This window comes from Flagellimonas sediminis (assembly GCF_010500845.1).
Taxonomy (GTDB): domain Bacteria; phylum Bacteroidota; class Bacteroidia; order Flavobacteriales; family Flavobacteriaceae; genus Flagellimonas; species Flagellimonas sediminis.
In genome coordinates this window covers 148,068-161,474 of sequence record NZ_JAAAMI010000004.1, presented here as the reverse complement: position 1 = coordinate 161,474, position 13,407 = coordinate 148,068, and the positions used below count along the sequence as shown (strand labels likewise).

The following is a 13,407-nucleotide window of genomic DNA, read 5'->3' as shown; positions in this document are numbered from 1 at the left end:
TAACGAATAAACCATAATCATGAAAACAGTACAACCTTCCTTATTTTGTTTTGTTTTTCTTTTAACACTTCTAAATTTGGGATGTAAAGAGAACAAAAAGGAAAGCCAAACAGACATGGAAACCGAAAACACCTCAATGGAAAGTGACCACATTGTAAAATCCACCTTTGGCGAAAAGCCAGACGGAACAACAGTGGATAAATACACCTTAAAGAATTCCATGGGCATGGAAGTGGACGTGATTACCTATGGGGGAATCATTACGCGATGGACCGCTCCGGATAAAAATGGAAAGTATGATGATGTAGTGCTCGGTTTTGATGACCTAAAATCCTATTTGGACGGCAATCCATACTTTGGAGCCTTGATAGGTCGCTACGGGAACCGTATTGCCAAAGGCAAATTTTCCTTGGATGGGCAAACCTATACCTTGGCCACCAATGATGGGGAAAACCATCTACATGGTGGGTTAAAGGGGTTTGACAAAGTCATCTGGGTGGCAACTCCTAAAAGTACCGATGATGGTGCCGTATTGGAATTGACCTATACCAGTGTGGACGGGGAAGAAGGCTATCCCGGTAATTTGGAAGTGAAGGTAACTTACACCCTGACAGGCGACAATCAACTTGAAGTACTTTACGAGGCCGTGACAGACAAACCTACCGTTGTAAACCTTACACAGCACAGTTATTTCAACCTCTCGGGGGATTTTACCCAAAGTGTGCTGGACCATGAACTCTTTTTGGATGCCGATGCATACCTTCCTGTGGATGGTGGTTTAATTCCGACAGGAGAGTTGAGACCCGTTGCAGGTACCCCTTTCGATTTTACAACATCCAAAGTAATGGGCAAGGAAATAGGAGCCGATGACGAGCAATTGAAATTGGGCAAGGGATACGATCATTGCTGGGTCTTGAATGAAGAAAAGGGAGGATTTGGTCTTGCAGCAACCGCATATCATCCGGCCACAGGTAGGGTATTGGAAGTATATACCGATGAGCCTGGAATCCAATTTTATAGCGGAAATTTTCTCGATGGTACACTCCCGGCTCAAAAAGGTGGCGTGTACGGACAAAGAGCCGGCTTTTGCTTGGAGACCCAACACTATCCGGATAGTCCCAACCAACCTAATTTTCCTTCCGTCCGTTTGAACCCTGGGGAAACCTACAAAACGAAGACCACCTTTAAACTAACCACCAAATAGCAGTGCCATGAAAACATTGGATTCTTTTGACTGGATCACGATATCCATCTATTTTTTGGTCCTGTTGGGCATAGCGGTTTGGGTAATCCGCAAGAAAAAGGAAAGTACCGAGGATTATTTCTTGGCAGGCCGAAATGTGGGATGGTTTGTAGTGGGTGCCTCTATTTTTGCATCAAATATCGGTTCTGAACACGTAGTGGGATTGGCTGGAGCAGGTGCCGGAAACCGTCTGCCCATGTTGATCTATGAGATCCAAGCATGGATCGTATTGATCTTGGGTTGGGTATTTCTTCCGTTTTATGCAAGGGCGGGTGTTTTCACCATGCCCGAGTTTTTGGAAAAACGTTTTGACGCCCGTTCCCGATGGATTTTATCCATTTTCTCCATAGTGGCCTATGTGTTGACCAAAATTTCGGTTACCATTTATGCCGGTGGTATTGTGGTTTCTGCTTTGTTGGGAATCGATTTCTGGACCGGTGCCATCGCCACGGTGGTCTTGACCGGGGTGTATACCGTGCTTGGTGGTATGCGGGCCGTTGTCTATACCGAAACCCTTCAGGCTATCATCTTAGTGGTTGGCGCGGCAGCCCTAACCATTATTGGGTTAGATCATGTGGGTGGCTGGCAAAGTATGAAGGAAACTGTTACACCGGAATACCTGAATATGTGGAGGGCGGCTTCGGACCCTGATTTTCCATGGCCTCCTTTGTTGATTGCCAGTACCATCACCGGTATTTGGTATTGGTGTACCGATCAGTATATTGTTCAACGGGCCCTTACGGCCAAGAATATCAAGGAAGGTAGGAGAGGAACCATTTTCGGTGCCTTGTTAAAACTGATGCCCGTTTTCTTGTTCCTGATTCCCGGGGTCATTGCCCTGACATTGAAAATGAGGGGAGAACTCAACTGGGACAGTCCCGATCAGGCCTTTCCTGTGTTGATGAGCAATTTGTTGCCATCCGGGCTTCGTGGATTGGTGGCAGCAGGACTTTTGGCAGCCTTGATGAGTTCCTTGGCATCCGTTTTCAACTCCTGTTCCACCTTGTTCACTGTGGATATCTATAAAAAATTAAGACCCAATACCCCTGAGAAGAAGTTGGTGCGCACCGGACAGATTGCCACGGTCATTACAGTGATCATCGGTATTGTCTGGATTCCGATCATGGCCAATATTTCAGGAGTTTTGTATGAGTACCTACAGAGTGTACAATCCTATATTGCCCCTCCGATCACTGCGGTATTCCTGTTGGGTATTTTCCACAAGCGAATCAATGCACAAGGTGCCTATGTAACCTTGATTGTTGGTTTTGTGGTAGGGGCCTTACGCATCATTCTGGAACTGGTCAAGGATTCATTGGATCCAGAAAGTTTTTGGTTCCTATTGGGTGATATGAACTTCCTGTCCTTTGCCTCATGGTTCTTCCTGTTCTGTATCATTTTGATTTTGGTAGTGAGCTACGCCACCGCGGCACCTGCCCCAGAAAAGGTGATGAACCTTACTTATGGTACCATTTCAGAAGAAGAGAGAAAGAAAAACAAGAACAGTTACAATTGGAAAGACATTGCTATTTCAATAATCATCTTGGCCATTGTGGCCTATGTGATGGTTTGGTTCAATGGAAAGTAAAAGAGACTTTAAAGATATAAAAAAGCCCATCCAAAGGATGGGCTTTTTTATATCTCCAAGTTACCCGCCAATTGTTTCAGAATAATTTCGGAAACCTTGGCCTGAAATTTAGCGTTGCTATGACGAACCTGTGCATTGATGTAGTTAAGTTGGGCTGTTCTGAACTCGATGGTGGGTATAATGCCGATTCTGTACTTTTCTACCGTAATGTCTAAATTTTCCTTGGCAATGGCCTCATTTTTTTCCTCCAGTTCCATGAGGCTGATATTGGTCAAATAGGTCTGGTAAGTGGTATTGACCATGGATGCCAATTCCTGTTCTTGTTGTGATATGGCAATTTCAGCATTTTGAAGGGCCACCTTGCTCTTCTTTTCGTTTCGGGTTTGGTTAAAACCGTCAAAAAGGTTTAAGGTGGCACCAAATCCATAACTAAATCCTTTGGAATCGGAACTTGTTGCAAAGCCCAACTCCGATTTTGAATTAGCGATGTTATATCCAGACGTTACAAAAACGGATGGGTATCTTGCAGCCTTTATCTGTTTAAGTTCCAATTCACTGATCCGTTTATTGATTTTTTCGGCCTGCAGTTGAGGGTTCTCTTCGGCAACCTTGGCTTCCAGTTCTTCCAGTTCCAATTTCTGGTCCACAAAGATTTCAGGGATTACCCTAAAATCAATTTTTAGGTCGCGTGCCAACTGTTCGTTGAGTTGGGTCTTGGTATTCTTGTAAAGCTCCTGTTGACGTTGCATCAAGGTTCGGTCGGTGTTCAGGTCCACTTGGGCGTTCAACACTTCCAATTTGGACGCTTTTCCAATCGTAAATCTATTGTGGGCCAATTCTACCCGTTGTTCGGAGATCAATAAGGTGCTATCCAATGCGGATAATTGTTGTTGCTGTTGCACAAGGTCATAGTACGTGATCATGATCTCGCCCACCTTGGTCAATATGGCCTGTTTCAGTTCGGCTTCCCCCAATTTTTGGGTCTCTTTCAATTGCTCAAAATTGGCGAACATGCTAAATCCATCAAAAATGGTCCATTCTAAAGCTACTCCGTAATTGAAACTGCTGTTTTTTACGTTATCACGATCTTGTACAGTACCATCGTTACGTACTTGGGTGAGGCTTTGTACACTGTTATTGTCCGTAAGGTTGGCCCCCAATTGTGGCAACATTCCTGCCTGCCCCGGACTAACTCCCAACTCATCTATTTTAAGGTCATTCCGGGCCGTTTTTATTTGGTAATTATTTTCTAGGGCAATCTTTACGGCTTCGTCAACCGTTAAAACTTCTTGGGCGAATCCAAAGGCGAGCCCACCCAACCAAAGCAATAGTATGCAGATTCGGTTCTTCGTATGCATTCTAGGACAGTTCAAGGGTTTTGAATTCTGGTCTTTGGACTTTTTTTCTGGACCACATATAATAGAGGGCAGGAATCACGAACAAGGTCAACACCAGTGAGAACAAAGTTCCCCCGATAATCACCACACCCATACCGGTTCTACTTGCTGAGGCTGCACCCAGGGACAGGGCGATGGGCAAAGCACCCAAAGCAACGGTAAGACTGGTCATCAATATGGGGCGAAGCCTGGAAACCGAAGCTTTCATGATAGCCTCCATTTTTGTTAGATTTTCATCCTCCTCCTGCAATTGATTGGCGAATTCCACGATCAGGATACCATTTTTAGTCACCAACCCTATCAACATGATGGTCCCGATCTGACTAAAAATATTCCAGGTTTCCCCAAAAAGCCAAAGGGAGAACATGGCCCCGGCAACCGCCATAGGCACTGTCAATATGATAATGAAGGGGTCGATAAAACTTTCAAACTGGGCAGCTAAGATGAGGAAAATGAGTAGGAAAGCCAATCCGAAGGCAAAAGCCGTGTTGGAGCTACTTTCCACAAAATCCCTTGATTCCCCACCCAAATCCGTAGTAAAGGTGTCATCCAAGACACGGTCTTTAATTTCGTTCATGGCGTCTATACCATCCCCAATACTTTTTCCCGGGGCCAGATTGGCAGATACGGTAGCCGACATATATCGGTTGTTGTGGAACAATTGTGGCGGGCTACTGTGTTCCTCAATAGTCACCAGATTGTCCAACTGGATCAATTGTCCTTCCTTGTTCTTCACAAAAATGGAGGTAAGGTCCATGGGTTCGTCACGGTCTTGCTTATCAAATTGCCCGATGACCTGATATTGTTTTCCATTCATCAAAAAGTATCCGAAACGTTGACCACTCAAAGATAATTGCAGGGTTTGGGCCACATCGCGGACAGATACCCCAAGGCTTTCGGCCTTTTCCCTATTAATGGAAACGTAAATCTCTGGTTTGTCGAACTTCAGATTCACATCCACGAAAGAAAAGGTGGGGTCTTTTTCCGCCTCGGCCATAAATTCAGGAATCTTTTCTTCCAACTTCTCGAAGTTTTTGGCTTGGATGATGAATTGTATCGGTGGTCCCCCACGGCGATTGACCGAAATGGTCGGCCTTTCCGAAACATTGGAGCGTCCGCCGACGTAGGCTTTGGCCCAACGCCCAAGATCTTCGGCGATTTCGTGTTGTGAACGTTCCCTTTCGCCCGGATCTACCAGGGCCACGTTGGCACGACCACTATTTACCGAGGATGAACCAAATCCTGGCGATGTAAGCACCAAACTCACTTTTTTCTCTGGGATGGAATCATTTATGAGGTCAGTGATATCGGTCATGAGGCGGTCCATGTATTCGTATGAGGACCCTTCGGGCGCAGTTACGTTCAAGCGCACGAATGCACGGTCATCATAAGGTGCCGTTTCTTTTTGTAGAAGGGAATAGAATAACACAATCAATCCGATACAACCAAAAAGGATTGGAAAACTTAGCCACTTGCGTTGCATGAATTTTTCCAAGGAACTTTTATAGGACTCGTTCATGGCCACAAAATATTTTTCAGTGACCACATAGAATTTGGATTTACTCTGCTTGCCCGGTTTGGTAAGATAGGCGTTCAGCATTGGGGTAAGGGTAAGTGACACAAAGGCGGACACCAGTACCGCCGTGCCCAAAACCACCCCGAACTCACGGAACAATCTTCCTACAAATCCTTCCAAAAAGATAACAGGCAAAAATACTGCCGCCAATGTGATGGATATGGAAATGACCGCAAAAAAGATTTCTTTGGAACCTTTGATAGCAGCCTCTATAGGGTTCATGCCCTCTTCTATTTTTTTATAGATGTTCTCGGTGACCACAATTCCATCATCTACCACAAGCCCTGTAGCCAGTACAATGGCCAAGAGGGTCAACACGTTGATCGAGAATCCCAATAACCACATAAAAAAGAACGTGGCAATCAGCGAAACGGGAATATCCAGCAAAGGACGTAAGGCCAAGGACCAGTTCCTGAAGAAGAGATAGATTACCAAGATTACGAGTATGATGGAAATCAAAATGGTCTCTGCCACTTCGGTTACTGCTCTTTTAACAAATCGGGTATCATCAATAACGATGTTCAACTTAAAGTCCTCTGGAAGGTCTTTTTGAAGTTTTTCGTATTCCTTGTAGAAGGCATCGGCGATTTCAAGGTAGTTGGTCCCTGGTTGTGGTACCACGGCCACGGCCACCATTGGTTGGCCTGAATCGCTCATTTTGGTCTCCATGTTCTCGCCTTCCAAACTAGCCCTACCAATATCGCTCAGTTGTACCAATTTTTCGCCATCGGCCATAATGATGATATCGTTGAACTGTTCTTCGGTATTCAGGTTGCCCAAGGTCTTTACGGTCAACTCGGTGTTTTCCCCTGTAAGTTTACCTGAAGGCAATTCAATATTCTGGGCCAAAAGAGCAGCCCTCACATCTGCAACTGTAAGCCCATAGGAAGCCAATTTCAAGGGATCGATCCATAATCTCATGGCATACCGGCGTTGTCCCCAAATTTGAACTCCGCTTACCCCAGGGATGGTCTCGATTCGTTGGGCAATTACATTTTCCGCGTAATCGGAAAGCTCCAAAATATTTTTATTATCGCTTTGCACCGTCATGGAAATGATCCTTTCCGCATCGGCGTCGGCTTTAGATACCACTGGTGGCGCGTCAAGATCTTCGGGTAGGCTGCGCAAGGCTTGTGATACTTTGTCACGAACGTCATTGGCAGCAGCTTCGAGGTCTTTGTCCAGATCAAACTCCACACTGATGGAGCTTGAACCTTGCACACTGGAAGAGGTAATGTTCCGTATCCCGTCAATAGAGTTGATGGCTTTTTCCAAGGGCTCCGTGATCTGGGACTCGATGATGTCCGCATTGGCCCCTGAATAACTGGTACGTACAGATACCACTGCTGGGTCGATGGATGGAAATTCCCTAACACCTAAAAAAGTATATCCGATAATCCCGAAAAGGATTATCGTAATGTTCAACACAATTGTAAGAACGGGCCGTTTTATGCTTATGGTTGAGAGGTTCATTGTACGTTGGTCTGCGGTTCAAGTTCTTCAAGTTTAACCTTTACAGGCGAACCATCCTTCAGTGCCATGACACCGTAGGTCAAAATTGTATCCCCGGGTTTTAGGTTCGTCAATACTCTGACAACCTTACCGGTACGTGAGCCAATTTGTACATCGACTTCTTTGGCCTTTCCATTTTGATACACAAAGATCCTTTTACCATTTTGAACCGGGATCAATGCTTCAGAGGGTACCAATAAGGCATCATCTATAGTTTCCAATGGCAAGCTTACATTGGCGTAGGCTCCTGGATAAAGACCGTTTTTCCGATTGTCGGTAATCGCTCGCATCCTTAACGTTCTGGTATTGATGTCCACCTCTGGGTCGATGGCATAAATGGTGGCCTTATATTCTTCTTCTGAATCGGAAGTTGTAAACGTAAGTATGGTGCCCACACTGATTTGGGAGGCGTATTTTTCAGGTACCGAAAAGGTGATTTTCAAATCGTCGGTATTCACCAGTTTGGCAATTACCGTAGATGGGGTAACGTAGGTTCCCATTGATATGGAACGTAATCCGATGGTCCCTGAAAAAGGTGCCCTTATAGTAGTTTTGGACAATTGTGCGGCAATTAGGTCGGCTTCAGAAGTGGCCGACTGGTAATCTGCACTTGCAATATCATATTCCTCTTGGCTGATGGCCTGTTTCTCCAACAATAATTTGGCCCTTCGTTCATTTTCCGAAGCCAATTTTTTGGCAGTCTGGGCCTTTGACAACTGGGCTTGGAGTTCAATGTCGTTTACTTTGAGGAGTACTTGGCCTTTTACGACCTTGCTTCCTTCCTTAAAGTTGATGCTTTCAACAACTCCTGAGACCTCACTTCGGATTTCAATCTGTTCATCGGCTTCCAAGGTACCGGAAATAGAGATGTTATCCTTGAAGATCTGAGGTTCAAGGATCATTCCGGATACTGTGGTAACTTGAGGGCCAGTATCCATATTCTTGCCTATTTCAGCGTTGGACATGATTCTATAGGTGATAAGGGCACCTATTCCAACAACTAACAAGATGTAGACTATATGTTTTACTTTCATTTTGGTTTGGTGGATGGCATTGGGTTTCAACAAGAAACCGCACAGTGCCAAAGATAGAGTTTACCCAGAGTTCTTTAAAAAAGCATGTTGGTATTTTAACAGGCGAATCCCTTGAACGTCCAGATGTTATGGGTTAACGACAAAATAGGCGGTGCGAACCACAATGTTCAATGTTAAAATTGTTAAAATTGGCCAAAGCGGGATTGACCTATGTCATTTTCCAGGTGAACGTGTAGCGGTACCTTTAGGAAAAGAGACAGTCATGAGAACGGTACTTATCCCAACGGATTTTTCCAAAAACGCGCTGCACGCACTACGTTATGCCCAGGAATTGTACAAATGCGAGCGGGCTTGCTTTTTCATTTTCCATGCCTATGCCGATGAGGTGTATGGAGAGTACAAAACTGCTTCACACGAACAAATAGCACAACGGAAGGCCGACAAAAAGCAAGAAATAGAAAGGAACTTGGACCAAATGCTGGAGGAAGTTGTGGGAACTCCGCCCAATCCGCTGCATACCTATGAGTCAATTGCAAGTTTCGATACCTTGGTTGATGGAATCAATGACTTTGTGGATGATATGAACATTGATTTGGTGATCATGGGTACCAAAGGGGAAACCAGCAATCATAAAACCACATTTGGAAGTTACACCATAGAGGTGTTCAAATATGTAAAATGCCCGGTACTGGCGGTTCCTGAGGAGTTTGAATACAGGCAACCCAAGAATATCCTCTTTCCAACGGATTATATGTTGCCCTACAAACGGAGGGAGTTGAAATTATTGGGTGATCTGGCCGGTAAGTTCAAATCCAATGTGTATTGTTTATACATTACCGATTTTGAAGAGCTTAGTCCTAGACAGGAAGACAACAAAATGTTTTTGGAAGAAGTCTTGACCAGACCCTACATATTTTTTGAGACCACTGGGGTCCAGAATAGGGCAGATGCCATTATGGAACAAGTAAGTGAAAAAAATGCGGATATGCTGGTTATGGTCAATTCCCGCCATTCTTTTTTTGAGGACATGCTCTACCGATCTACCGTTGATCTTCTGAGTTTAAAGATGAAAATCCCCTTTTTGGTAATGCAGAACCTTAACCGTTGAAAACAAAGCGAATCATATTGCCTACCGATTTTTCCAAAAATGCCTGGAATGCCATGATTTATGCCCTTGCTATTTTTAAAGAAGTCCCTTGCGATTTTTATGTTTTGAATGCTTTTCAGGTTGGCACATCGGGGTTGGGGACCAAAATAGGCATGGCCAATGATACCCATTTCTTCAATTTGTTGAAAGAGGAATCGGAACGGGAGGTGAACAAGACTTTGGACCAACTCCATCAGATCAGCACGAATCCAGACCATCATTTCCATGGATTGTCCATTGCGGACAATTTGGTCAATGCCATTGGCAGAACCGTCTATAATAAGGGTATGGATTACATCATCATGGGAACCAAGGGGGCATCTGGTCTAAAAGAGGTTTTTATGGGAAGCAATACCTACAAAATCATCCGCGAGATTGATTTTTGCCCCATCATTGCTGTTCCGGATGATTATCAATGCACTGAAGGATTAAGAACCATTCTATTGGTTACAGGCTATGAACATCTTTTTGAATCCTATGAACTCAGTCCCGTTGTACAGTTGGCGGAAATGTTCCATGCCAAAATTCAAATGGCACATGTAACGGATGGAAATCTTACCAAGGAGCAGGAACATTCCAAAAAGACCTTAAAATTGAAATTCAAATCGGTCCCCATTGATTTTATAGAAGTGAAAAAGGAGACCACGGTTCAGAATTCCATACAAAAAATAATAGGGGATGACCAAGCCATAGATCTTGTGGCCATGATCAATCATGATCGGGGTTTTTTTGAAAGATTGACCCGTGAGCCTGTCATCAAAAAAATTGCCTTTAATTCCATAGTTCCTTTTTTGGTCATTCATCTATTTGAATAGGCTTTAGGTTTCAATGATTTCAACTTAAATGATCCATGATGAAATGGTAACCTGGACTTTTAACTTAACCGAATCTTCCAATTTTCTTGCTCAAAGGACGTGATGATATGTTTTTGGCAATTACATAAAAGACCGCGCCACCTGAACAATATCCGCTTTTTGGATGACACCCGATTGCCTCCAAAGCTGTTTGCCATTTTTAAAGAACATCATGGTGGGCACGCCCCTAACTTGGTAGGTATTGGCAAGACCTTGGTTTTTGTCCACATCTATTTTAACAATCTTCAAGGAATCCCCAAGTTCTTGTTTCACCTGACTAAGGATTGGGGCCAACATTTTGCAAGGTCCACACCATTCTGCTGAAAAGTCGATAAGCACCAGTTGGTCGGTATTGATCAGGTCCGAAAAATTACCTTTCATGGCTTCAAAATTTAAGAGTATACAAGTTATGAAAACTAGAAATCATCGCAATTGATGAAAGTCATCTTATCCAATTTGTGACATTTCCATCTTCAATTGGCAATGACTCAACTTCTTTTTCTAAATTTAAACGCTGCACAAACAAAACAAACAAAAGTGATGCGTACCAAATTCTCATTATTGTTCTTCTCTTTATTGTCCATGATGTCCTGCAAACAAGAAAATAAAAAAGAAGAGCCCCAAGCATGGAGGACCAAAAAAATGGCCTTGGCCAATGAAACACACAACCAATTGTTGGAAGTGGAAAAAGAACAAGGATGGGAATTGCTTTTTGATGGAAAAACCTTGAATGGATGGCATTTGTACAACAATCCTGACGCCGATTCGGTTTGGGAAGTAGTAAATGGTGAAATCCATAGCGACGCCAATGATGAATCGTTGATGGCAGGGGATCTGTTGACAGACAACGCCTATGAAAATTATGAACTTACCTTGGAGTGGAAAATCGCTTCTCGCGGCAATAGCGGTATCTTTTTGAACGTACAGGAAAAGCCGGATATTCCCACGGCATGGCAAACTGGTCCTGAATACCAAATTCTGGACTCTGAACACATGGATTATAAGCTTCCTGCGAAACGGCCAGGTTGCCTGTATGTTTTTGCACCTCAGGAAAACGCAGTGGAAATGAAGTCAGGGGAATGGAATTCCACCCGGATCAAACAAGTGGATGGCAAAGTGGAGTTCTATCTGAACGGGGTATTGACAGGGGAACAGGATTTTAACGATCCGGAATGGAAGAAAATGATCGCTGCCACCCATTTTGTCAATTATCCTGAATTCGGTAAGGCTACCCAAGGCAAAATTGCCCTTCAATATTGGTATTTTGAAACCTGGTTCAGGGATATTAAAATAAGGAAGCTTTAAAATTTGGGTGCTGGTAAAAACCATCAGGATCGGGTCCTATACGGCCACAGGGTTTTTCTCCATTTTGCGCTTCAAAATATCGATATAATCCGTTGCAAATAGGAATACATCTTTGAAGGTATGGGGATTGGGCATTTCATGGCCGTTCACAAAAAAGGAAGGAGTTTGGTCTATCCCTACCTCATTGCACCACTGGACAGAATTTTGAATGATTTTCATTGTGGACTCGTTAAGTTTGTCAAAGGAAGCTACAGGACCATATTCATTCTCCCATCTATTTTTGCCCATTTCATACCAGTCTCCGATAATTTTTCGGGACATCATCTTCCTTTTGTCCAAGCTCTGGTCAATGGACCAAATCCTTTCTATGTAGATATGTAGCATTTGGCAGACTGCAAGGAATTTTTCACTTTTAGTTTCAACGTCGGATGTTTTCAAATAAAATCTTATTCGAACCCCAATATCGGTAGGATGCCTATCCAAGATTTTTTCCAGATTTTTGTGCGCAATGGCACAGTGGTCACAAAAGGGATTGCTTACAATAAGAAACTGCAATACCCCTTCAGGATTTCCATACGCTATTTCCATGCCCCAAGGTGAAGTGTCCACTTTTTTGTGCAGAGGCAGAAGTGCATCGAACCAGATAGGGTTTTGCCTCCATTTCCGTAGCATGGTATTCTGATGAGGTATGCTTAGGTTTTGTATCAACTTTGGTTTTAGGATTATCCACGATACGGCCAGGGCATAAGGTATAAGAAAGTTGGTGATGGCTTTGAGGGTAAAAAGTGACCCTATCTGGGAAGGATACTGATCAAGGACATAACCAAATAAAGTAATGGCCTGTAGCCAAAGTACAAAAAGTAAAGCCGAACAAAGGGGACAAAAAGATTTAAGCTTTGTTTGATAATAAATGGAAAAAGGAGTGAACAAGAGACCTGGTATTTGAAGGATGGACAAGAAAGTCACCTTCTCCAACGGTGGTGTTTCTGTGAACATAGCTACATATAAAAGGGATCCGCCGAAATAGATGAGGGCAAGATCACCCAAACTTAAATACCGACCCAATTTTCCGTATTTGGAGTGTAAGACGGTGCTGCAACCCGTATCATCCGTTTTGCAAAAAAACTCGGAAACATTGCTTTTTAACCCTATTTCCTTGGAAACTATTAGGATAGAAAAGAAGAATCCCACGGCAAACAGCATAAAACTTATGGGCATGATCCATAGGGCGCTATAAATCAGATTGACGGAAAAAAGAAGGATAAGAACGGATACCAATGATACCACCATCATTTTTTCAACCCGTTCGCCTGAATAAACTTTGAGATGCTCTGGATGTTCCAGTTTTGAACTTTCGTCCAAAAGTAATGTGATCCCGGTCCAGCCTGCCAGGTCTTTTGTGTCAAATTCCCCTTTTGAATTTCTGTGGACAATACGAAAACCTGCTTCACCCGAATCAAAAGCAAAATGGATAAACAACCTGTTGGGAAACAGTTCTTGGGGCGAGTCCTTCTCAATCCTGATGACCTTGTGGCTGATTTGGAACTCATCCAGTAAATCTGTAAAACTTATCAAGGCAGGGTAGTGGGGATGGGCCTGCATCCATTCCTTTAGGTAACTCTTGCTCACTTGGTAACCTGATACCCTTAGGAACTTGTATGCATCTTCAAAAAAGTCCATTGAGAATATAATATCGATTAAATATATACTTATTTTCCATGTTTAAAGTAAGAAAAAACTTAATATATTGT

10 protein-coding genes are annotated in these 13,407 nt (G+C 43.5%); 5 read left to right on the top strand and 5 right to left on the bottom strand.

Annotation, left to right across the window (positions count from 1 at the left end; genetic code table 11):
• The first annotated feature begins 19 nt into the window (after window positions 1–19).
• Both GTK07_RS09770 and GTK07_RS09765 read left to right on the top strand, forming a co-directional pair.
• A complete protein-coding gene (locus GTK07_RS09770) occupies window positions 20–1,204 on the top strand; it encodes an aldose epimerase family protein (RefSeq protein ID WP_163635069.1) in 1,185 nt (394 codons plus the stop codon).
• 7 nt (window positions 1,205–1,211) lie between these two features.
• The gene (locus GTK07_RS09765; protein ID WP_163635068.1) at window positions 1,212–2,831 is read left to right on the top strand and encodes a sodium:solute symporter; all 1,620 of its coding nucleotides are present in this window, start codon (window positions 1,212–1,214) and stop codon (window positions 2,829–2,831) included.
• A 47-nt stretch (window positions 2,832–2,878) separates the two neighbouring features.
• Here GTK07_RS09765 and GTK07_RS09760 read toward each other — a convergent pair whose 3' ends face one another.
• Genes GTK07_RS09760 through GTK07_RS09750 form a run of 3 tightly spaced genes read right to left on the bottom strand, consistent with a single transcriptional unit; the run spans window position 2,879 to window position 8,350 of the window.
• Window positions 2,879–4,189 carry a TolC family protein gene (locus GTK07_RS09760; RefSeq protein WP_163635067.1) on the bottom strand — a complete coding sequence of 437 codons (1,311 nt, stop codon included), beginning with the start codon at window positions 4,187–4,189 and terminating at the stop codon, window positions 2,879–2,881.
• 1 nt (window position 4,190) lies between these two features.
• Window positions 4,191–7,277, bottom strand: coding sequence for an efflux RND transporter permease subunit (locus GTK07_RS09755; RefSeq protein ID WP_163635066.1), 3,087 nt, complete (start codon window positions 7,275–7,277; stop codon window positions 4,191–4,193).
• A complete protein-coding gene (locus tag GTK07_RS09750; protein ID WP_163635065.1) occupies window positions 7,274–8,350 on the bottom strand; it encodes an efflux RND transporter periplasmic adaptor subunit in 1,077 nt (358 codons plus the stop codon). The genes GTK07_RS09755 and GTK07_RS09750 overlap by 4 nt, the downstream gene beginning before the upstream one ends.
• Before the next feature lie 262 nt (window positions 8,351–8,612).
• On the opposite strand from GTK07_RS09750, the gene GTK07_RS09745 reads away from it, so the two are divergent.
• A complete protein-coding gene (locus GTK07_RS09745) occupies window positions 8,613–9,458 on the top strand; it encodes a universal stress protein (protein ID WP_163635064.1) in 846 nt (281 codons plus the stop codon).
• Window positions 9,455–10,312, top strand: a complete 858-nt coding sequence (locus GTK07_RS09740) for a universal stress protein (protein ID WP_163635063.1) — start codon at window positions 9,455–9,457, stop codon at window positions 10,310–10,312. The genes GTK07_RS09745 and GTK07_RS09740 overlap by 4 nt, the downstream gene beginning before the upstream one ends.
• 120 nt (window positions 10,313–10,432) lie before the next feature.
• Here GTK07_RS09740 and trxA read toward each other — a convergent pair whose 3' ends face one another.
• Window positions 10,433–10,732, bottom strand: coding sequence for a thioredoxin (gene trxA / locus GTK07_RS09735; protein ID WP_163635062.1), 300 nt, complete (start codon window positions 10,730–10,732; stop codon window positions 10,433–10,435).
• Between the two features lie 159 nt (window positions 10,733–10,891).
• Between trxA and GTK07_RS09730 the strand changes: the two genes are divergently transcribed.
• Window positions 10,892–11,656: a 3-keto-disaccharide hydrolase gene (locus tag GTK07_RS09730; protein WP_163635061.1), complete on the top strand. Its 765-nt coding sequence runs from the start codon at window positions 10,892–10,894 to the stop codon at window positions 11,654–11,656.
• Window positions 11,657–11,692: 36 nt separating this feature from the next.
• Here GTK07_RS09730 and GTK07_RS09725 read toward each other — a convergent pair whose 3' ends face one another.
• Window positions 11,693–13,336, bottom strand: coding sequence for a thioredoxin domain-containing protein (locus GTK07_RS09725; RefSeq protein WP_163635060.1), 1,644 nt, complete (start codon window positions 13,334–13,336; stop codon window positions 11,693–11,695).
• Window positions 13,337–13,407 lie beyond the last annotated feature (71 nt).